19 protein-coding genes and 2 tRNA genes are annotated in these 19982 nt (G+C 60.2%); 4 read left to right on the plus strand and 17 right to left on the minus strand.

Features of this window, described 5'->3' with window-relative positions; genetic code table 11:
• Positions 1-40: 40 nt before the first annotated feature.
• From K3759_RS14235 to lepA, 3 genes are all read right to left on the minus strand, one after another.
• Positions 41-553: an alkylphosphonate utilization protein gene (locus K3759_RS14235; RefSeq protein WP_259982762.1), complete on the minus strand. Its 513-nt coding sequence runs from the start codon at positions 551-553 to the stop codon at positions 41-43.
• Positions 554-911: 358 nt separating this feature from the next.
• Positions 912-1820, minus strand: coding sequence for a hypothetical protein (locus K3759_RS14240; protein ID WP_259982763.1), 909 nt, complete (start codon positions 1818-1820; stop codon positions 912-914).
• Between the two features lie 186 nt (positions 1821-2006).
• Positions 2007-3806 (minus strand): translation elongation factor 4, encoded by a 1800-nt coding sequence (gene lepA, locus K3759_RS14245; RefSeq protein ID WP_259982764.1) that lies wholly within the window; start codon positions 3804-3806, stop codon positions 2007-2009.
• Between the two features lie 215 nt (positions 3807-4021).
• Here lepA and K3759_RS14250 point away from each other — a divergent pair, with 215 nt between their 5' ends.
• A complete protein-coding gene (locus K3759_RS14250) occupies positions 4022-4384 on the plus strand; it encodes a hypothetical protein (RefSeq protein ID WP_259982765.1) in 363 nt (120 codons plus the stop codon).
• A gap of 4 nt (positions 4385-4388) precedes the next feature.
• Here the strand turns inward: K3759_RS14250 and K3759_RS14255 are convergent, their stop codons facing one another.
• The 8 genes from K3759_RS14255 to K3759_RS14290 form a co-directional block, all read right to left on the minus strand.
• Positions 4389-4850 carry a low molecular weight phosphatase family protein gene (locus K3759_RS14255; RefSeq protein ID WP_259982767.1) on the minus strand — a complete coding sequence of 154 codons (462 nt, stop codon included), beginning with the start codon at positions 4848-4850 and terminating at the stop codon, positions 4389-4391.
• Complete coding sequence (locus K3759_RS14260; protein WP_259982770.1) at positions 4851-5330, minus strand: UPF0262 family protein; 480 nt, start codon at positions 5328-5330, stop codon at positions 4851-4853.
• Positions 5331-5420: 90 nt separating this feature from the next.
• On the minus strand, positions 5421-6308 hold the full coding sequence (locus K3759_RS14265) for a DUF2189 domain-containing protein (protein WP_259982772.1): 888 nt from the start codon (positions 6306-6308) through the stop codon (positions 5421-5423).
• Positions 6309-6612: 304 nt separating this feature from the next.
• Complete coding sequence (hisD, locus tag K3759_RS14270) at positions 6613-7914, minus strand: histidinol dehydrogenase (RefSeq protein WP_259982774.1); 1302 nt, start codon at positions 7912-7914, stop codon at positions 6613-6615.
• Positions 7915-7966: 52 nt separating this feature from the next.
• The gene (locus K3759_RS14275) at positions 7967-8296 is read right to left on the minus strand and encodes a hypothetical protein (protein ID WP_243261423.1); all 330 of its coding nucleotides are present in this window, start codon (positions 8294-8296) and stop codon (positions 7967-7969) included.
• Positions 8297-8325: 29 nt separating this feature from the next.
• Positions 8326-8796: a DUF2948 family protein gene (locus K3759_RS14280; protein WP_259982777.1), complete on the minus strand. Its 471-nt coding sequence runs from the start codon at positions 8794-8796 to the stop codon at positions 8326-8328.
• The gene (gene murA / locus K3759_RS14285; protein ID WP_259982779.1) at positions 8793-10064 is read right to left on the minus strand and encodes a UDP-N-acetylglucosamine 1-carboxyvinyltransferase; all 1272 of its coding nucleotides are present in this window, start codon (positions 10062-10064) and stop codon (positions 8793-8795) included. Before murA ends, K3759_RS14280 begins: the two co-directional genes overlap by 4 nt.
• A gap of 3 nt (positions 10065-10067) precedes the next feature.
• Positions 10068-10244 (minus strand): hypothetical protein, encoded by a 177-nt coding sequence (locus K3759_RS14290; protein ID WP_259982781.1) that lies wholly within the window; start codon positions 10242-10244, stop codon positions 10068-10070.
• Between the two features lie 85 nt (positions 10245-10329).
• Between K3759_RS14290 and K3759_RS14295 the strand changes: the two genes are divergently transcribed.
• A tRNA-Thr gene (locus K3759_RS14295) sits at positions 10330-10404 on the plus strand.
• Positions 10405-10729: 325 nt separating this feature from the next.
• Here the strand turns inward: K3759_RS14295 and K3759_RS14300 are convergent.
• Positions 10730-13447: a Hint domain-containing protein gene (locus tag K3759_RS14300; protein WP_259982782.1), complete on the minus strand. Its 2718-nt coding sequence runs from the start codon at positions 13445-13447 to the stop codon at positions 10730-10732.
• Between the two features lie 187 nt (positions 13448-13634).
• Positions 13635-14156, minus strand: a complete 522-nt coding sequence (locus K3759_RS14305) for a superoxide dismutase family protein (RefSeq protein ID WP_259982783.1) — start codon at positions 14154-14156, stop codon at positions 13635-13637.
• 105 nt (positions 14157-14261) lie between these two features.
• On the opposite strand from K3759_RS14305, the gene K3759_RS14310 reads away from it, so the two are divergent.
• Positions 14262-14338 (plus strand) — tRNA-Arg (locus tag K3759_RS14310).
• A gap of 63 nt (positions 14339-14401) precedes the next feature.
• On the opposite strand, the gene K3759_RS14315 is transcribed toward K3759_RS14310, so the two are convergent.
• Positions 14402-15904, minus strand: coding sequence for an ATP-binding protein (locus K3759_RS14315; RefSeq protein ID WP_259982785.1), 1503 nt, complete (start codon positions 15902-15904; stop codon positions 14402-14404).
• 457 nt (positions 15905-16361) lie between these two features.
• Between K3759_RS14315 and K3759_RS14320 the strand changes: the two genes are divergently transcribed.
• Complete coding sequence (locus K3759_RS14320; protein WP_259982787.1) at positions 16362-18167, plus strand: histidine kinase N-terminal 7TM domain-containing protein; 1806 nt, start codon at positions 16362-16364, stop codon at positions 18165-18167.
• A gap of 15 nt (positions 18168-18182) precedes the next feature.
• Here K3759_RS14320 and K3759_RS14325 read toward each other — a convergent pair whose 3' ends face one another.
• The 3 genes from K3759_RS14325 to K3759_RS14335 form a co-directional block, all read right to left on the minus strand.
• Positions 18183-18890: an SDR family oxidoreductase gene (locus tag K3759_RS14325; protein ID WP_259982788.1), complete on the minus strand. Its 708-nt coding sequence runs from the start codon at positions 18888-18890 to the stop codon at positions 18183-18185.
• Between the two features lie 67 nt (positions 18891-18957).
• Entirely contained in the window at positions 18958-19128 is a 171-nt protein-coding gene (locus tag K3759_RS14330) for a helix-turn-helix domain-containing protein (protein WP_259982790.1), read from the minus strand.
• A gap of 17 nt (positions 19129-19145) precedes the next feature.
• Complete coding sequence (locus tag K3759_RS14335) at positions 19146-19676, minus strand: autoinducer binding domain-containing protein (protein WP_259982791.1); 531 nt, start codon at positions 19674-19676, stop codon at positions 19146-19148.
• Between the last annotated feature and the right edge of the window lie 306 nt (positions 19677-19982).

Consider the following 19982-nt stretch of genomic DNA (forward strand, 5'->3'; position numbering starts at 1 on the left):
CTGTACACCGGGCGTGCATATGCGCGTCGCAGGGTTGGCGTCAGCGTTTTTTCACAAATTCAGTCAGGATCACGATGCGCTGGCTCTCAACCCGTCCCTCGATCTGGGCTGGGTTGTCGGCGACCAGCGAGATGCGGTGGACGGCGGTGCCGCGTTTGGCGGTGAAGCCCGCGCCCTTGACGGTGAGATCCTTGATCAGCACCACGGTATCGCCCGAGGCCAGCGGCACGCCGTTGCTGTCGCGATGGGCGGAGGGCTGGGGGACGTTCTCGGCCCATGCTCTGGTTTCGTCGTCGAGGTAGAGCTGCTCGGCAAGATCGCGGGCCCAAGGCTCGGGGATTTTGGCGAGGGTGCGGGCGGCGAGGACCTGAATGACGGGGTCTTCGGACCACATGGTCGCGGCCAAGGCGCGGAAGTGGGCCGGGTCTGGCGTGTCGCTGGCGGTTTGCTCGGCGCAGGTTGGGCAGATTTCGGCGCTGGCGTCAGCGGGGCCGCCGGGGACCGGGGTTTGGGTGAGCGGGGCGCTGGCTGTGGCGCAGAGGGGGCATGTCATGGGGGTGGTTTAGGGTGGCGCAGCCGGATTGAACAGTCCGGGGGACTGTTCAACGTGCCGAACGCAGAATTCGCGGGAACTGGGCTGGGGATTGATTGGGACCGCCGCGCCCGAACCGAGGGGCGGGGAAAAGCGAAGCGCCCGCCCCGTGTGGGGGTGAGGCATGGTCCGGCGCAGCCGGATTGAACAGTCCGGGGGACTGTTCAAAGTGCCGAACGCACAATTCGCGAGAATTGGGCCGGGGATAGATTGGGTGTGGTTGATTGGGACCGCCGCGCCCGAACCGAGGGGCGGGGAAAAGCGAAGCGCCCGCCCCGTGGGGGCGGTTCGGGCGCTGCCAAATCAAAGATTTGGCATACTATATAAGCAAGGGACCCTCAGTCTCACCTTCGATGACCGAGAAAACCTTAACTACCTCTTCAGAGCTTTCTACAAGATCCCCCTTCTTATCGTATACATGCCTAACTCGGATCCTTACGCGCAGCGCGTCACCCGGCTTAATAGGATAAGCTCCCGACCGGAACTCAGAAAGCCAGTCCTGGTCGGTAACTTCATAGCTTACTTTCTTTTTCCCATGCCGAAATGACCATTTTGTTTCCCCAAAGAAATCGGGTTTCCCAATAATCAGGAATTGATCCTGTTCGCTGATAAGCTCCTTCTCCCCTTCATCTGGTTCAATTCCTTCAGAAGGGAGCCAAGTTCGGTCTAGTTGAACTGAATATTCGTCCTCACCCAAGGTGATCGTAAGACTTTCGTTTTCAGAAAAGCGCTTCTTCGCCTCCTGAAATCGATCGAGAGGTTGGGCAAGTCGATGCGGATTTGGAGCTGGGTAGTCGGGAAGTTGCTTTAGATCAGTTTCTCGAGCTAGCCTTGCTATTTCGTCGGTAAGGTCACCTATTCTCCTCGGCTCATCTTCCGGCTTATCAAGCCATCTAATTGCGGCATACTTTCCTTTAAGCAGAAAATGCCCTACCAGCTTCTTCACATCTCCGTCGCGTAGCGCTTCGTCTGGAAGGGCCTTCAATACATTCTTCAAAAAAACCTTGAGACTAGATTTCTCAAGATCTTCTATTATCAAAGCTGTAGTTAACTTCGGATCAATAGATTGCGTCAAAACGCGATCAAGATCCTCCAACGAGCGAATTAGTTCCGCGGCAATTTCGAATGCATGAGCCGCAGAAGAAGTTTCTTCATCATACTTGATCAATAGTACAATGTCCGCGTCCACAGACGCAGGCCGCTCTGACAAATCAATAGACAAACTCATAACCCTCTATTCCTTAAATCAGTCCAGAGAGTATTGGCCCTTATCTCAGCTGTCGAGAAACGCATCAGCTTCGACCGGATGGAGTCTAGTGTCTTAAATAGCTGTGACCTCTTGAACACAACCGAGCGGGAACGCGCATTGCTGCGCAATACGCTGCCTCCCGCGCGCTCTAAAAATGGCCAGCTTTTAGCTGTCCATTTTTAGAGCGGAAATAAACGCCTCCTGCGGGATATCCACCTTCCCGAACTGGCGCATCTTCTTCTTACCGGCCTTCTGCTTCTCCAGCAGCTTCTTCTTCCGCGTCGCATCGCCACCGTAGCACTTCGCGGTTACGTCCTTGCGCATCGCCGAAAGCGTCTCGCGCGCGATGACCTTGCCGCCGATGGCCGCCTGGATCGGGATCTTGAACATGTGTCGGGGGATCAGGTCTTTGAGCTTTTCGACCATCGCCCGGCCCCGTGTCTCGGCGCGGTCGCGGTGGACCATGGTCGAGAGCGCGTCGACGGGCTCGTCGTTCACCAGAATCGACATTTTCACCAGCGCGTCGGTGCGGTAGCCGATCATTGCGTAGTCGAAACTCGCATAGCCCTTGGTGACTGATTTCAGGCGGTCGTAGAAGTCGAACACCACTTCATTGAGCGGCAGATCATAGACGACCATGGCGCGGGAGCCGGCGTAGGTGAGGTCCAGTTGCATACCGCGGCGGTCTTGGCAGAGTTTCAGCACGTCGCCCAGGTATTCGTCCGGCACGAGGATCGTCGCCTTGATGCGCGGCTCTTCGATGTGGTCGACGTAGGTGAGGTCGGGCATGTCGGCGGGGTTGTGCAACTGCTCGACGGTGCCGTCTTTCATGTGGATGTCGTAGATAACGGAGGGCGCGGTGGTGATGAGGTCGATGTCATATTCGCGCTCGATCCGGTCGCGGATAACTTCGAGGTGCAGCAGGCCAAGGAAGCCGCAGCGGAAGCCAAAGCCGAGGGCGGCGGAGGTTTCCATCTCGTAGGAGAAGCTGGCGTCGTTGAGGGCGAGTTTCTCGATGCTGTCGCGCAGGTCTTCGAATTCGGCGGCGTCGACGGGGAAGAGGCCACAGAAGACCACGGGCTGCGATGGCTTGAAGCCCGGCAGCGCTTTGTCGGTGCCTTTTTTCTCATGGGTGATCGTGTCACCCACGCGGGTGTCGCGGACCTGTTTGATCGAGGCGGTGAGGAAGCCGATCTCGCCGGGGCCGAGCACGTCGATTTCCGTCATCGCGGGGCGGAAGACGCCGATGCGGTCGACATGGTGGACCGAGCCGTTTTGCATCATGCGGACGCGGTCGCCCTTTTTAAGCTGGCCGTCCATGATGCGGACGAGGACGATGACGCCGAGGTAGCTGTCGTACCACGAATCCACCAGCATCGCTTTCAGCGGCGCGTCGAGCGTGCCTTTGGGGGCGGGCAGACGGGTGACAATGGCCTCAAGCGTTTCCTTGATGCCGATGCCGGTTTTGGCCGACACGCGGATCGCCTCGGAAGCGTCGATGCCGATGACGTCTTCGATCTGCTCGGCCACGCGGTCACAATCGGCGGCGGGCAGGTCGATCTTGTTGAGGACGGGGACGATCTCGTGGTCCGCGTCGATGGCGTGGTAGACGTTGGCCAGTGTCTGGGCCTCGACCCCTTGGGTGCTGTCGACAACCAGCAGCGAGCCTTCGACCGCGCGCATGGAGCGGGAGACTTCATAGGCGAAATCGACGTGGCCAGGGGTGTCGATCAGGTTGAGGATGTAATCCTGCCCGTCGTCGGCGGTGTAGTTGATCCGGACGGTCTGGGCCTTGATCGTGATACCGCGCTCGCGCTCGATATCCATGCTGTCGAGCATCTGTTCTTTCATATCCCGGTCGGCCACCGTTTTGGTGGATTGGATCAGCCGGTCGGCGAGCGTAGATTTCCCGTGGTCGATATGCGCGACGATGGAGAAATTGCGGATGTTTTCAAGCGGTATCATGCAGGGGGATATGGCGCAGAGCCGCGGCTGCGTCAATTGGCCATAAACGCGCGCAAGCCCCCTATCCGCAGGTCACGGCGCTTTATCGCAGGCCTTAGCATCCAACCGCCTCAAAGGAGAATTGCGTGACAGCCTGTTTTGCGGCATAATGTTCGGCAGAGCAGACCGGGCCGACAAGGGGAAAACCCCGTGGTCCAAAACAATAGGGCAAATCAATGCGGACAGTTGTAAGTTTGATGGCGCTCGTCGTCTTGGCGGGCTGTGGCGGTTCACGCTATTCCAGCGATGCGGCCGTGGGGCGCTTTTCGCCTTCCCCGGTGCTTTTTGCCACCGGACCGATCCAAAAGGCCTGTCTGGCCGATGGGCGCCGGGAATCGAGCCACGCCCGTTGCGGCTGTGTCCAAGCCGTAGCGGATCAAACTCTGTCCCGCTCAGACCAGCGCCAAGGTGCCAAAATTTTCCGCGATCCCCATCGGTTGCAGGAAATGCGCCAGTCCGACAACAAAAGCCACAATGCTTTCTGGAGCACGTGGAAAGCCTTCGGTCAGAGCGCCGCGGCGGCTTGCTCCAACACCTAACCTTTCAGCTTTCGTTCAGCGGCGGTCCGAACCGGTCAATCAGCCGTCCGACGATCTGATCGCGGGCGGCGCGAAACTGGGTGAGCTTGGCCTCTCGCCCCTCCCCCAGTCCCGTGGGATCAAGGATTGGCCAATATTCCACGTCGAGATGGTAAAACCGCGTCAGTTCCAGCGCCCGGCGCTGGCTCGCGGGGCTGAGCGCGATCACAAGGTCGAATGACCCCAGATCGTCGCCCCACTCCTCCATCTCATCGAAACTGCGGCTACGGTGACGGGCCAGCTCCACGTCCAACTCACTGCAAACGGCGATTGAGAAACCGTCGATCTCCATATCATTCTTCACGCCCACGGATTGCACATAGGTGCCGGTGCCGTAGAATTTTTTCATCAACCCCTCAGCCATAGGCGAGCGGACGGCGTTATGGTCGCAGCAGAAGAGAACGGATTGAGGCAGCACCTGCTTCATTTATCCGCCGAAATGCAGAACGCAGATCAGGGTAAAAAGCCGCCGCGCGGTGTCGGTGTCAATCTCGGCCTTGCCCGACAAGCGCTCCTGCAGCACCCTGCTGCCTTCGTTGTGGATACCGCGCCGAGCCATGTCGATCGTCTCTATCTGGCTGGGAGGCAGTTTCTTGACCGCTTCGAAATAGCTTTCGCAAATTTGAAAGTAATCCTTCACCACCTGCCGGAACGGCCCTAGGGAAAGGTGAAATTCCGCGGCTTTTTCAGCCTTTTCGGTCTGCACATCGAACACCAGTCGCTTGTCGCGGATGGAGAGCGACAGGTGGTAAGGCCCGGAAGGCACCGGGCCTTTTTCGCGCTCAGGCAGGACAAAGCTGTTCTCTTCCAGCAGGTCGAACATGGCGACTTTACGCTCCTGATCAATCTCGGGCGTGGGCGGCGGCATGTTCGCGTCATCAAGCGCGATATGGGTGATGCGGGTCATCAGCGCATCCTTTTTGCTGGCGATACCGATTGTGGATAGCGCAGCACTGCAAAGGGGGCAATGCGGGATGATGACCTATGGGCGTGTCGCTCAAGGCTCTGCGTGGCGCGGCACCACCGCTTCGCGGTAGAGGTGCCATGTGGCGTGGCCCAGCACCGGCAGCACCACGATCAGTCCGATAAAGAGCGTGAGCACCCCGATAGCGAGGAGTGCCACGACGATCGCCCCCCAAGCGGCCACGACCAGCGGGTTACGTTTGGTCACCTCTATGGAGGTGGCGACCGCGCGCGGCAGGCCGACATGGCGGTCGAGTAGCATCGGGAAAGAAACCACGGTGGAGGCCAGCACAGCGGCAGCGAAGACCCCGCCGATCAGCAGCCCCGCGATGAGCATGGTGAGCCCGGCGCTGGTGGTGAAGACATCGTTGAGCAGCGCCATGGCCGAGGTCGGCGCTTCGGGGCCAAGGGTGACGTTGTAGAGGCCGAAAGCCACCAGCATCCATGCGGCAAAGAGCATCAGGAGGTATCCGCCGAGCACCAGAATGGGCGTGAAGGAGGGGGATTTGATGACGTTGAACGCATCGCCCCAGCCGGTTGGCAGCCCCGCTTCGCGACGGCGGCTGAGTTCATAAAGGCCGATGGAGGCGACCGGCCCAAGAAGGGCAAAGCCCGAGATCAGCGGGAAGAGCAGCGGCAGCAGGTCGCGGTTGATGGCGAAGACGGCGAGCATCAGGCCAATGACCGGGTAGACCAGCACGATGAACATCACATCGCTGCGCATGGCGGCGAAATCATCGAGACCTTTGCGCAGGGATTGGGTGAGGTCGGACAGGGAGAGGTCGTAGTATTCGACGGGGGCGTGGTCATGAGCGCCAAGTTCGTGCATGCCGTCGCCGACATAGCGCGATCCGCTTTGCGCGGTATGGGCCGCGAAGGTCAGCGGGTTGCCGATGATCTTGGGTTGAGCTGTCTTGGCCATGGTGCACACCTCTTTGGTGAAGCCCATAAAAGGGCGTTTGCCCCGCGATAACAGACAGTTCCCGCAGCGGGGATTGGGGGCATCATAGCACGGTTGAGCCGATTCTGTGCGCCAATCACGTGAAGGTGTAGGGTCCGTTCTGGCGCCCCGCCCGGTGGCACACCGGGCATCGCCCTCCCTCCCCCCGGAGGGCGATTTTGCAGCGTTTCGGCAGACGGATTGGCCAACGCTTTGTTGAACCCGAGTGTCATCCTGCGACGTTAGGATCGCCCCCCAGGGAGGGCGATGCCCTCAGCGGCCTGCCCTAGGTGTTCAGCTTGCGCAGCCGCGCGGTGACCGAGAGGCCGTGGGCTTCGAGGCTTTCGGACTGCGCCAGCCGCTCCGCCGAGGGGCCGATGGCGCGCAGAGCTTCGGGCGACATCTGGGCCAGCGTTGTGCGTTTCATAAAGTCCAGCACCGAGAGGCCAGAGGAGAACCGCGCAGAGCGGGCGGTGGGCAGCACGTGGTTCGGGCCGCCGACATAGTCGCCAATGGCTTCGGGCGTCCACTGGCCTAGGAAGATCGCGCCCGCGTGGGTGATCTTGGCCGAGAGCGCTTTGGGGTCCGCAACGCAAAGCTCGAGGTGTTCGGGCGCGATGCGGTTGCTGAGGGCTGCGGCGGCGCCGAGGTCCGGCACGGTGATGATCGCCCCGTTGTCCCGCCAACTGACGCCCGCGATGGCGCGGCGTTCCAAGGTCAGAAGGCGCTTTTCGACGGCTTCTTCGACGGCACGGGCAAAGTCAGCATCGGTGGTGATGAGGATGCTCTGGGCACTCTCGTCGTGCTCGGCTTGGCTCAGCAGATCAAGCGCGATGAAATCAGGGTCGTTGTCGCCATCGGCGATGACGAGGATCTCCGACGGGCCAGCGATCATGTCGATGCCGACCTTGCCGAACACCCGGCGTTTGGCGGCGGCGACAAAGGCGTTGCCGGGGCCGGTGATCTTATCGACGGGCGGGATCGTCGCGGTGCCATAGGCCAGTGCTGCCACAGCTTGCGCGCCGCCGATGCGGTAGATCTCATCCACCCCGGCGATGCGGGCGGCGAGCAGGACCAGCTGGTTCAACACGCCGTCGGGGGTTGGCACAACCATGGCGAGGCGCTCGACGCCTGCGACCTTGGCGGGGATGGCGTTCATCAGCACCGACGATGGATAGCTTGCCAGACCACCCGGAACATAGAGGCCTGCGGCGGAGACTGGCGTCCAGCGCCAGCCGAGGGTGGCGCCGTCGGGGTCGGTCCATTCGGCGTCTTCGGGCAGTTGGCGGACGTGGTAGGCGCGGATGCGGTCGGCGGCGAGTTCCAGCGCCTTGCGGTCTTCGGGAGAGACTTCGGCCACGGCGGCGTCGACCTCTGCGGCACTGATGCGCAGGGTCTCAGGCGTCAGGGTCACGCGGTCGAATTTTTGCGATAGTTCGATCACGGCGGCGTCGCCACGGGCGCGGACGTCGGCGATGATCTCGGCCACCACGGCATCTACATCGGGGCTATCCTCGCGCTTGGCGTTGAGCAGTTTGTCAAAGGCGGTTTCGAAATCGGGTGCGGTGGCATCGAGCGTGACGGGCATGGGTGCAGGCTTTCGAAAAAGGGGGCCGCCGCGAGGGGTTGGCCCAAAGGTATCAAGGCGCGGAAGGACGGCGCAGACTGGGTTCGGCACGCAGACCCGAGGTTTTAACGGCAGCACTGGGGGCAGAGCGCTGCGCGAGACGCATGGCGCGGGTGTCTTGGGCGTTGTCGAAAACGGCGCGGGCGACATGGGCTGCCAGAATGGCAAACAGCCCGCCAGCGATCGCCGCTGCAGGAGCCAAAAGCCCCGGTAATGTGACCGTGCCCAACAGATGCCGCACCGCCAGCGCCACCCCAAGCAGCAAAAGCGCCCAGCCGGTGGCCTCGGTCATGAGGGCCGCAACGCGCCCCCGGGTAAATCTATTCTGTTTAAGTTCAGGCATCTCGCGATCCTTGCCACCGTGACGGGATGTCACTCGGGGTGAACGGGCCGTTTTTTGGAGGGGGCGACATAGGGACGGGTCACATCCTTAAGTGTCACTTCAAGCGCTTCGACTTCCAATCGGATCGCGCCATCCCCGGCCAATGTCAGGGTGACATGGCCTGAGGGTGCGTCGCTTTCCTCAAAAGTGATGTCGAGCAGCGATAGGATCGTATCGGCGTCGCCCTTGGGCACACCTTGGCTCGCCACACGCTGCACGTTGTTGAACATCAGTACCGATTGCACACGTTCGGGCGCGTGACGTGCAGCACCCGTATCCTCATGCCGCAGCCGGTTCAGCAGCAGCGCGAAACGCGCGCCCGTGCGGTGCCAGCGCATTTCCGAGGCGGGAAAGACAGCGTCTTGGGTAAGCGAGGCGATCACCGTCAGATCCTCGGCGTCGAGCGCGCCGAGGTTCAGGGGTGCTTCGCGGCCGTCTTCGAAACGTGCATCTTCGGTCATTTGCCACTGATCCTTTCGATATCCGCACCCACGCCGCGCAGTTTCGACACCACATGCTCATAGCCGCGATCAAGGTGGTAGACCCGGCTTACCGTGGTCTCGCCAATGGCGGCCAGCCCGGCAAGGATCAGCGAGATGGAGGCCCGCAGATCGGTCGCCATCACCGGCGCACCTTTGAGCTTTTCAACCCCGGTGACCTTGGCCGTGCCGCCGTGCACGTCAATCCGCGCGCCCATGCGGATCAGTTCCGGCGCATGCATGAAGCGGTTTTCAAAAATCTTTTCCTCCAACACGGAGGTCCCTTCCGCCGTGCAGAGCAGCGCCATCATCTGCGCCTGAAGGTCTGTCGGGAAGCCGGGGAAAGGCTCGGTCGTGACATCCACCGCCGAGATGCGCCCGTTGCGCCGCGCGACCTTGAGGCCTGCTTCGGTCTCAGTCACTTCAATCCCTGCCGCGTCGAGCTTTTCACAGAAGGCTTGCAGCAAGTCGATCCGCCCGCCCAGCAGTTCGACCTCGCCGCCGCAAAAAGCGGGCGCCAACATATAGGTGCCAAGCTCGATTCGGTCGGTTACCACCTTGTGGGTCGCGCCATGCAGGCTGTCGACGCCCTGAATGGTGATGCTCGGTGTGCCGTCACCCTCAATCTGCGCGCCCATGGCCCGCAGACAGTCCGCGAGATCGACGATCTCAGGCTCCCGTGCAGCGTTGTTGATGACGGTCGTGCCTTTTGCCAGCGTTGCGGCCATCAGGATGTTCTCGGTCGCACCGACAGAGGCGAAGGGGAAGTCGATCACCGCCCCCTTGAGCTTGCCACCCTCAGCCTTGGCGTAAAGATAGCCGTCACGCAGATCGATTTCCGCGCCCATCTTCGCCAGCCCATCGGTGTGGATGTCCATTGGCCGCGCGCCAATAGCGCAGCCACCGGGGAGGGAAACTTCGGCATGGCCTTCACGGGCCAGCAGCGGACCCAGCACTAGGTTAGACGCCCGCATCTTGCGCACGATGTCGTATTCCGCGCGGGTGTTGATCTCACCATGGCTGGCCATTGTGATAACCTTGCCGTCTTGCATCGAGGCCACTTCGGCACCCAGAGAGCGCAAAAGCTCGGTCATCGTGCGGATGTCACTCAGGCGCGGCGCGTTGGTCAGCGTCAGCGGCTCTTCGCTCAGCAACGTCGCCGGCATCAGCGCCAGACAGGCGTTCTTGGCCCCCGCGATGGGAATTTGCCCGTTCAGCTCACCGCCGCCCCTGACCAGAATAGAATCCATCGTTCAGCTGTCCTTTTCCGACCCTTGGGGGTCATTGCCTGTATCCTGCGCCACATCCTCGGCCCGCGCACGCGCTTGCGCCTTGCGCCGGGCCATATTGGCCTTGAGCGCAGCCTTCAACCGCGCGTCGCGCGCGCTCGGCGTTTTGGCGGTCTTTTCTGGGACGTTTTGCTTTGCCATGCCGCCTATCTAGCGCAGGGTGCACGAAGCGTCCAGATCAGGGGTTGCGCCCCATTTCGATTGCGGCTAATCACCCGCCCACGGCGCTGCTGTAGCTCAGAGGTAGAGCACTCCCTTGGTAAGGGAGAGGTCGAGAGTTCAATTCTCTCCAGCAGCACCATGAACCTCTCATTCCGTTATATACATCCTCCCTCGCATCAGCGCCGGGCTCTCGACTAACGTCCAGCGCTGCGGGTCGGTCTGAGTGCGAGAGCATAGTTGCCTGTCGTTGAATCACGAACCATCCTTACACCTAACCGGGTCGAACCGCGCATGGATTCTGAGCATTCGACCTGTGCCCTCGCCTTCCGGTGGCTATCGAAGGCAGTACTAACCCAAGTGTAGCGATATCCCCGCCCAGCACGACCCGAGATAGCTGCCTGTCTGCGATTCGCAGGTTTAGCTTTGGCGAAGGAGGCTGCGAGCAGTCGTCTTTTACATTGGGTCTAGGCTGCGAGCGAGGAAAGCCGCATGTCACATAGTTTCACGAAAGGCCGCGCAGTGGGGCCATAGGCAGCTTCTGCCGGATCACCCTGCCCTGCCGTTTCCGCCTTGGCCAAAGCAGGTACCAGTCGGGCAAACTCTGCGCGCGCCTCGGCAGAGAGCATCCGCAAGGCAGTGCGACCGGGATAGAAACTCTCACTCGGTATGCCTTCGGCAAAGATGATCTCATGCTGCGCAAAGAACAGATGCACATAGGTGACTTCGCGTTTGCCATGGGCGATGCGCACGCCGGGCATATCGCGGGCCAGATGGATGGCGCGTACAAGGTGGCTATCGCCGATCATCATGCCGTGCTGGCGCGACACCAGCATCGCGCGGCGGTTGTCCAAGGCCCCCTTGGCGATCCGTACCGGGCGCAGCTCCTCATTCGCGGTCAGCTCAGCATCGCTGACATGACGCTGACCGATCCACAAAAGCGGCTGTGGCCCATGGTCCAATGTCTCTACCAGATCACCGGGTTTGAGCGTCTCAATCGCCACCGAACCTTGGGGGGTCTGTACCTCGGTTCCTGCGGCAAAGCAGACGATCCCGGTGTTGTCATAGGTATAGCTGTCTGGCGTGGCATTCTTCACCGTGAGAGAGCTTTGCTCGAACCGCGCGTTATCGGTGTAGTCGACGGCGTTGCCTTCGTCGTCATGGGTGTTGGATTGGTTCAAGACCCCGTCATCGGCTTGGTCGGCGCGCAGTTCATCAAGGCTGTCATAATAGGCCCCCAGATCGAGGGAATCGTTGTTGCTGGGGTCTCCGTCGCCCGCGCGCCCGGTATTGCCAACGCCAAAATCGTTGACCGTGTCATGCCCTTCGCTGACCCGGAACAGGTCGTTGCCGTCACCGCCGATCAGCTGGTCATCACCCGCGCCCCCGTCCAGCGTGTCATTCCCTGCCCCGCCAGCAAGGGTGTCATTGCCGCCCGCGCCACTGCCGTCATCGCCTGAGAGATAGTCGTCGCCCGCGCCCCCGTCGACATAGTCGTTGCCTTGACCACCACTCATGCGATCAGACCCCTCGTTACCGAAGAGCTTGTCATTCCCCGCCCCGCCAGAGAGCGCGTCATTGCCGCCGCCGCCGTGGAGAATGTCATCCCCCTCACCGCCTTCAAGATGGTCATTATCGGCACCGCCGTAGATCAGATCGTTACCCGTGCCGCCGTCGATCTCATCCGCACCGTCACCGCCATAAAGCGTATCGCCGCCAGCGCCGCCGTGGAGCGTGTCGTCCCCCTCACCGCCATAGATCAGGTCCGCGCCCTCACCACCGCTGATGCTGTCATGGCCTGTTTCCCCGTAGAGTAAATCATCCCCCGCTCCGCCGCTGATGGTATCATCTCCGGTGCCGCCATAGATCGTGTCATGGCCCGCATTCCCCGCAATGCTGTCATTGCCCGCCCCGCCAAGGAAGTAATCATCGCCAGAGCCGCCGAGCACCGTGTCACCCCCGTCGCCCGCGCTGACAGCCATGGCCCCGCTGCTGGCCGTGCCATCAATCCGGTCAGACTGTTCAGAGAGATAGATGGCTTCGATGTCGGTAAAGGTGACCTGATCATCGCCCGCCCGCGCGGTGCCCTGCTCAAATCCGGTGAAGGTGACGGTGACGCTTTGGCTGTGGCCGCGGAAATCGATGTAATCGGTGTCATAGTCTCCGCCGCCTCCATCGACCGTATCATTGCCGAAACCATCATTGGCCACGAAGCGGTCCATGCCCGTGCCGCCAGAGAAGCTGTCATTCCCCCCGCCCATGTAGAAGGTATCATTCCCCGCGCCGCCCTCGACCCGGTCGTTGCCATCGCCGTCATAAAGCTGGTCGTTGCCGCTGCCGCCGTCAATCACGTCATCGCCGGCGCCGCCGTCGATCATGTCATGGCAGGCGCCGCCGTTTAGGGTGTCTGCCCCCTCGCCCCCGCTGAGCGTGTCATTGCTCGCACCGCCGTCGAGGGAATCGTCGCCCGCCCCTCCTTCAATATAGTCGCGGCCCGCCTCGCCATAGACGGTATCATCGCCTGCGCCCGCGTTGATCCGGTCGGCGCCATCGCCGCCATAGACCACATCGTCGTTGCCCTCTGCCCCGCCACCGTTCCCATCATCAATGCTGTCGCCGTCGGCATCGGTATATTGCGCGTCGATGCTCTCTCCCTCAGAGGTGCCTTCGACAACACCGGGCCGTGTGTCGGTTGAAGCATAGCGGACAGAGGAGCTTTCCCCATCCGCACTGTCCATCGCGTGACCGTTGCGCGAAGAGGATGCGGAAAAGCTTTCCCCCGCCGAGGGTTGATCCGCTGCCGGATAGACAAAGCCCACGTTCTGCCCGTCAATCCGCAGGACGTAGACCTCTGTGCCAGAGGCGTCAATGAGCGAGAATTCATTCTCAAGAACTGACCCTGCGGGGTAGGTGACCCCGTTTATCGTTACAGGCTGTGCGAGGGTCTGCGCACCGCCTTGTTCGACGTATCCATCGTCAAAATAGGCGTCATCGTCATTGATAACGATATCCGTACCTTCGCCGCCCTTGAAGGTAAAATCCTGATCCAGCCAACTGGGTTTGGAGCTGTCGTAGTAGCGCGCCGCGCTATCGTTGGCCTGCACATCGCCGGTCAGATTGGCCTCCGACAAGTCCGACGGGGTCTCGAACATAGACCAATCATAGACGGTAAATTGATAACCCACTGCACGCGCCCCTTAGATCTCGAGGTCTTATGACCTTCATTCTCGTGAGGGCATTCATTCGCTTTGAAATATGGCGAAGATTGGACGGCAATTGGGCGAGCGCCATGAGCGTTGCAAATATGTTACCGCAGAAAACCCCTGCCCCGACAGGCGGGACAGGAGGAATTGTTTAGTTGCTCAGACCGCGTCAGGACGCTTCAAACACCCCACAGGCAATCCGCGACCCCGCGTCGCCTGCTGGCTGCGAGGTATAGTCATCCGCCCCGTCGTGAATGACAAAGGCAGCGCCATCGTCGTCTTTGATCATGGCCTCAATGTCGAGCAGGTCGAGGAAGACTTCGGCTTGAAGCACCCCATCTTCGCCTACGACCATATTTGGCATGTCACCGGGGTGCGGCCCACCGTCGACGAGCACACCATGTTGGTGATCCCCCGCAATATGGCCGCCCGCCGATTTGAAGTCCTCCGCCGAGCAATCGCCGGTCTCATGGAGGTGCACACCATGCGTGCCCGCCGGAACGCCTGTCACGTCGATCTTGACCAAGGTCCGGCCCGAAGCGGTCGTGTTCAGCGTAACACTGCCGTTGATATCGTCAGCATTGCCAGCCACCTGAGCGGTCGCCGCCGTTTGCATGTGGCCTTCGGCCTGCGCCGTAGCGGCGCCCGTAGCGGCCAAAGCGGCCCCGAGTAGGATATTGCGCAGATACATGGCTGTCCTCCGTTGGGTTCTCTATCAGATGACAACTCAACCCGCCCGGATGGCGTCGGGTTCCTCTTGATGCAAGGCAAGGCTTGCCCCTATAAGCGGCCGAGTGCTCCCTTAGCTCAGCTGGATAGAGCAGCCGACTTCTAATCGGCAGGTCGAGGGTTCGAATCCTTCAGGGAGCGCCATTTGCATGTCCGCTTTGTCAGTTCGCCCATACGGACCGCGTAGCCCAAGCGCCCCACTGCCCCTCAGGCCGCAGCGAGCGCCTTTTCCGCTTCAATCACCGACGCGCAATTTGGCAGGTCAACGGTGAACTTCGTCCCGACTCCGATGGTGCTTTCAACCTGAATGTCACCCTCATGCGCCGCGGCAAGCTTTTTGCTGATCGCAAGGCCCAGCCCCGTGCCACCCTCCGCGCTTTTGGTCGCAGTCTCAGCTTGGATAAAGGCTTGGAAAATCCGCTCGAGGTCCTCCGCGGGCATCCCGCAGCCGTTGTCTTCCACTTCTAGACGGCACGTCTCGCCAATCATCTTGGCCCGCATCCGGATGTTGGAGGCCGCGGAAAATTTCAATGCGTTGCCCAGCAAGTTGATGAGGATCTGCTTGCAGCGCCCCCGGTCGGCCAAAACGTTGAACCCATCAAATTCGATCTCCAGCAGTGACTGCTTTTCCTTTGCAAGGCCCTGAAACTGCTCCTCCAACTCGGCGAGGAGGTCACCGGGTTGAAAACAGGTTTTGTTAAGCTTGATCGAGTTCAACTCGATGCTGGTGTAGTCCAGGAGTTCGTTGATAATGGTCAACAGATGGTCGCCAGCGGATTTGATCCGACCCCCGTAGCGCTCTGTCTGATCGCCCAGCTCGTCGAAATGGACCTTGGTGATCGGCTCATTCGGCTTCAGCTTGGCCATGGTATGGCCTTTGAGGTTCGTCAAAAAACTGGCGTAGCCGTTGATGATCGTCAGAGGGGTGCGAAGCTCATGGCTCAGCACGCTCATGAACTCTGACTTGGCGCGGCTGGCATTGCGCGCCTCGTCCCGTGCCTGGCGCAACTCGACGATATTCTCCATCCGCGTGCGGTTTTCGATGAAATAGGTGAACAGCCCCCCGAGCACGATCATCGCAGCGGTTCCCGCGATCACCAGTGCCAGCAGCTTGAACTCATCCGGGTTGCTATAGCCCCCCATCAATGTGGTCGGCGTCACATGGAAGGCGGCCATCCCGGTGAAGTGCAGCCCGACAATCGCCAGCGCAAAGGTGAGGGTCATCTTCAACGTGGCATATTTCGCGTCCTGCATGCCAAAGAACAAGGCTACCGTCGCGAACACCATAGCAAGAATGACGGAGGCGATCAGATAGGTCTGATCCCAATGAATGATCCCTTCGACCCGATAGGCGACCATTCCGGTGTAGTGCATGGCCGAAATCGACAGGCCCAAGATCACTCCGCCAATTACGGTCGTTGCCCAAAGCCGGAACATCCCGGCGATCAGGATGCCGATGGTACAGCCAAGGATCGCGATCACCAGCGATGCAAAAGTGAGGCCAAGGTCAAAGCTTACCGGGGCATCAGGCTGATAGGCGAGGATTGCGATAAAATGCGTACACCAAATGGCGATACCCGAGGTCACAGCGGTCATAAAATACCACAACAGCGCCTGACGCGGGGTCTGCTTAAGCGCATGTCGGTAAAGATTTGTGATCACCCAACTGCCGAAAGTACACAATAGCGCCGCAAGCAGGACCAACGTCATATCGTGGTCAGAGCGCATAGAATGAGCAACTGTTAACATTTTTTAACCTCAAGATAATCATGCTAGTATTCTCCAAGGAATGCGTCGAAACCTTGTCTCCGGGCGTTCTTTTTGGCGGTAATTTCACGTAGTAAAACCAGCGCGCTTGGCGGGGCTCTGACGAACGGACATGAGCGGCGGGCCTTCGTCTGGGGCCGGTTAAGACAGATTTCGCCGCCGCGGCCTAAAGCCTCCTCGCGCCCAAACTCACGCAAAACCACGCTCCCAGGGATCCTTGATGTCGCATTGCATCGCCTACAGGTGCCGCCCACCGCAGAATAAAATTCGCAGCAAACCGGGCTCGTTCACACCCAAGGGTTGCATCAACCTGCATTAATACGCCACTACTGCGCCCAACTTGCGCCGTATTTTAATGCTGATCTGCGCTCATTGTATTTGGCTCATAGGTAACTCTGCCATGCTAACGTGTTTTCAAGGGCTGATGCTGGACCCGGTCTATTGGGCCGTGATCGCCGTCAGCACGATCGCTGCAGCTGTCGCGTTTTGGACACTTAAGTTCCAACAGTTCCATGGCAAGATTTACTACGCGCTGACCTTTTTCGGGATGATCTGGACCCTGATGATGGTCGGGGCCGAGGCGGCAACGCCCAGCTACGCTTGCCAGATGCAACAGGCTCAATTGGCATGGTTGGGTCATGGGCTGGTCCCGGTGGCATGGTGTTTCTTTATCTTTGACTATGTCGGCCCCTCGAACCAAGCGCGTGGCAGGGCGAGCCTTTTGGCCCTTATCGCCGTGCCACTGACGGCCTTTGTCCTTGCCGCGACGAACGACTCCCATCACCTGATCTACACGACCGAGACCGCGATCCACGCCGGTGAGGATCAAATCACCTTTGACCATGGCGCAGGGTATTTTCTTGTGCTTGCGGTGCTCTATTGCTTCGTGATGGCGACACTCATCTGGCTGGGGCGCGCCTTTTTGCGGGCGAAACGGGCTGCTTGGCCGCTGCTCACGATGCTGGTGGTGATCACCCTGACCCCGCTGGCGGCAAATGCCGCCTATGCGCTATTTGGCTTCACGGTGCTTGGGCTTGATCCGACGGCCTTCATGTTCACCTTGGGCATCTTCGCTTTTTCATGGCTGTTGGTCACGAACAAGACGATGGACATGCCCTCGGTCGGGCAATCCACCTTGTTCGACACGATGAGCGAACCGCTCATTCTGCTGGACGCGCGCCGTCATGTCATTCGCACGAACGCCGCGGCCAAGCGCAGCGGGTTGCTTACGGATCCGGACCTTGGCGACGATCTGATCGCCGGGATCAAGGCGCAAACTGCCGAAGGCAGCTCGTCGCATATTACCTGTAACGACCGCCTTTATGAGCCACGCATCCACCCCATCGAAAACCCGCTTACCCCCGCAGGCCCCGCAATTGGCTGGAGCGTTACCTTCCTCGATGTGACCGAACGGATTGCCACCACCACGGCCCTTGAACAAGCGCTGAATGAGGCCGATAAGGCCAACCGCGCCAAGGACGAATTCATCTCGGTCGTGAGCCATGAGCTGCGCACGCCGCTGACCTCCCTGAAAGGCGGCTTGGCCTTGGCGCTCAGCGGCAAGCTAGGCGAGGTCAAAGGCCCGCTGCGTTCCTCGCTCGACATCGCCCACCGCAACGGGGTGCGCTTGTCGCGGCTGGTGGACAATATCCTGTTGGTGCAAAAGCTTGAAGTGCAGGCATTGTCGCTTGAATGGCTGCCCGTCGATCTGCCCGCCCTGCTGCGCGAAAGCATCGAAGAAAATCGCATGTACGCCCATGAGCGTGGCATCAGACTTGATATCGGCAAGATCGGCCAACCCGCCGTGGTCTTAGGTGATGCCTTTGCGATCCGGCAGGTGGTCGACAATCTAATCTCGAACGCGGTGAAATTCTCTCATGTGGGCGATACCGTGGAGGGGACGTTGACGACCCACCAAGGCCGGGTGCGGATTTCGATCCGCGATCATGGGCGGGGTATCCCCGAGGGGATGGAGGAACGGGTCTTTGGCCGCTTCGGGCAGTTGGACGGCGACGGTCAGAAATCGACCCAAGGCTCTGGCCTTGGTCTGCATATCTCCCGCCAACTGGCGCGGCAGATGGCGGGGGATCTTTTTTACGAAAGCGAAGTTGACGTCGGATCGACTTTCCATGTCGAATTTGGCATCGGGGCGGAGGGTGATCTCCCCCCAAAGGCGGATGCCGGAGTACTGCAAAAGACAGCCTGATCGGCTCTGCCTCCCCTAAAGTTCGATGCGGATATCGTGAATCCATAGTTTCGGCGGGCGCGAAAGGACAAAGACCACCACATCCGCCAGATCATCCGGCTCGGTAAAAATGTGGTTCGGCACATCCTCGCCCGCCTTGGCGAACATGCCGGTATTGGTCCCCGACTGATAGAGCCCACCAACCCGCACGCCGGTGCCCTCCTCATCTGCCTTCAGCACTTCGGTAAAGCCGCGCACGCCGTATTTTGTGGCCGTATAGACCGACTGCCCGGCCTGCGCCACGACCCCGGATTTGGAAACGACATTGAGGATGATCGCCTCGTCGTTGTCGCGCAATGCGGGCAGCGTGGCCTGTGTCATCTGCATCAAGCCTGTCAGATTGGTCTGTACCGTAGCTTGCAACATCTCGGGCGCGATTGTGTCGAGCGGCCCGGCCTTGTGCCAGATCCCGGCGTTGTTGATCAGAATGTCCAAGCCGCCGAAGCGTTCCACCACCTGCGCGGCGGTCTGCGCAATCGCCGAAGGGTCTTGCAGGTCGCAGGTCAGCCCCACCGCCTCCGGCGCGCCTGCAGCTTGGCAGGCCTCTGCCACTGCTTGCAGACGCTTCTCATCGCGGCCCAGCATGGCCAGCCGCGCACCGGTTTCTGCCAGTTTCAGGCAGATATGTCGCCCGATCCCATCGCTACCGCCAGTGACCAAAATACGTTTGTCGCGCAGTTCCATATCGCTCTCCTATGTTGGCGGCGGCTTACCGCGACGCGCAGGGCTTTGCAAAGCCCTGCCATCTGGATCAAACCGTGATGATCTGCGCTCGGATAGCCTTGGCCACCGCATGGGTCTTGTTCACCACCTCCAGCTTGGCGCAAGCGTTATAAAGATGGTGGTTCACGGTGCTGTTAGAGACTGTCATGATCTGCGCCGTTTCCCATGCCGTCTTGCCCACAGCCGCCCATTTCAGCACCTCCTTCTCGCGGTTGCTTAACCGCGGCCCAGTGGCGCGCCGCTGATGCCTGCCACAATATCGCTTTGGATCAGGCAGCCCAGATAGATCGCATCAGCGATGATCCCGCGCTTGTATTTGCGCCATTCGTGAATGCGCAGGTCAGAGTTCAGCGTCAGCACCGCCCTACCATGCAGGTGGTCCCGAATGGGGATCGACACACCATTCTGACGCACGCCAAACTCCATCGCCTCCCCGAAAAAGTTGCGCGTGGTTCGGTCGACCTTGGGCAATTCGCTCCAATCCACGGGCAAGGTGCCCTCAAGGGATTGGTCGACCACCGGGTCGATCAGGTGATAGCTTTCTTCTTGATAGCGCGCCAGCCAAGCAGGGTCATAGGTCGTATGAATGACCGGATCGCTGTTGCCGGACGTCGTCTTGTGGAACCCCAGATAGGACAGGTTATTCAGCCCCATATCCTGCGCCAAAATGCGCAACATCTCATCGGTTTTGAGGTCAGGTTGCTGCTCTTTCAAGGCAAGGTAGCGGTCTGAAAGGGGGGTCACCATAGGGCGGCGCTCAAATGCTCATTTGATAAAAATAGAGCATTCTTGATAGGACACCTCAACCATTGAGGGAACATGCAGCCGGTGAAATGACGGCTCAGAATAGGCGAAATGGCGCAGAGCGTTGCAAATTTACCCCCACGCCCTTGGGTCAACACCACTGGGCGCCCCGCTGATGTCCGGGGCGTTATGCTGCACCAAAGGCGGCGCGGCGGAATAGAACGGCCCCCGCCCAGAAACCCTTGCACCCCTACATCAACACAGTTGTCCAATACACCGGACAGGGGCACGGCTTCCGTGGCGGGGACC

It is taken from the genome of Sulfitobacter sp. W027 (genome assembly GCF_025143985.1).
Lineage (GTDB): Bacteria > Pseudomonadota > Alphaproteobacteria > Rhodobacterales > Rhodobacteraceae > Sulfitobacter.

Excerpts from the sequence above, each read along its gene's own strand:
- K3759_RS14325 (WP_259982788.1), bottom strand. The coding sequence starts at position 18,890 with ATGGAACTGCGCGACAAACGTATTTTGGTCACTGGCGGTAGCGATGGG.
- hisD (WP_259982774.1), bottom strand. The coding sequence starts at position 7,914 with ATGCCCGTCACGCTCGATGCCACCGCACCCGATTTCGAAACCGCCTTT.
- K3759_RS14320 (WP_259982787.1), top strand. The coding sequence starts at position 16,362 with ATGCTAACGTGTTTTCAAGGGCTGATGCTGGACCCGGTCTATTGGGCC.
- K3759_RS14250 (WP_259982765.1), top strand. The coding sequence starts at position 4,022 with ATGCGGACAGTTGTAAGTTTGATGGCGCTCGTCGTCTTGGCGGGCTGT.
- K3759_RS14235 (WP_259982762.1), bottom strand. The coding sequence starts at position 553 with ATGACATGCCCCCTCTGCGCCACAGCCAGCGCCCCGCTCACCCAAACC.
- K3759_RS14255 (WP_259982767.1), bottom strand. The coding sequence starts at position 4,850 with ATGAAGCAGGTGCTGCCTCAATCCGTTCTCTTCTGCTGCGACCATAAC.
- K3759_RS14290 (WP_259982781.1), bottom strand. The coding sequence starts at position 10,244 with ATGGCAAAGCAAAACGTCCCAGAAAAGACCGCCAAAACGCCGAGCGCG.
- K3759_RS14265 (WP_259982772.1), bottom strand. The coding sequence starts at position 6,308 with ATGGCCAAGACAGCTCAACCCAAGATCATCGGCAACCCGCTGACCTTC.
- K3759_RS14275 (WP_243261423.1), bottom strand. The coding sequence starts at position 8,296 with ATGCCTGAACTTAAACAGAATAGATTTACCCGGGGGCGCGTTGCGGCC.
- K3759_RS14280 (WP_259982777.1), bottom strand. The coding sequence starts at position 8,796 with ATGACCGAAGATGCACGTTTCGAAGACGGCCGCGAAGCACCCCTGAAC.
- K3759_RS14335 (WP_259982791.1), bottom strand. The coding sequence starts at position 19,676 with ATGGTGACCCCCCTTTCAGACCGCTACCTTGCCTTGAAAGAGCAGCAA.
- K3759_RS14240 (WP_259982763.1), bottom strand. The coding sequence starts at position 1,820 with ATGAGTTTGTCTATTGATTTGTCAGAGCGGCCTGCGTCTGTGGACGCG.
- K3759_RS14315 (WP_259982785.1), bottom strand. The coding sequence starts at position 15,904 with ATGACGTTGGTCCTGCTTGCGGCGCTATTGTGTACTTTCGGCAGTTGG.
- K3759_RS14260 (WP_259982770.1), bottom strand. The coding sequence starts at position 5,330 with ATGACCCGCATCACCCATATCGCGCTTGATGACGCGAACATGCCGCCG.
- K3759_RS14305 (WP_259982783.1), bottom strand. The coding sequence starts at position 14,156 with ATGTATCTGCGCAATATCCTACTCGGGGCCGCTTTGGCCGCTACGGGC.
- murA (WP_259982779.1), bottom strand. The coding sequence starts at position 10,064 with ATGGATTCTATTCTGGTCAGGGGCGGCGGTGAGCTGAACGGGCAAATT.
- lepA (WP_259982764.1), bottom strand. The coding sequence starts at position 3,806 with ATGATACCGCTTGAAAACATCCGCAATTTCTCCATCGTCGCGCATATC.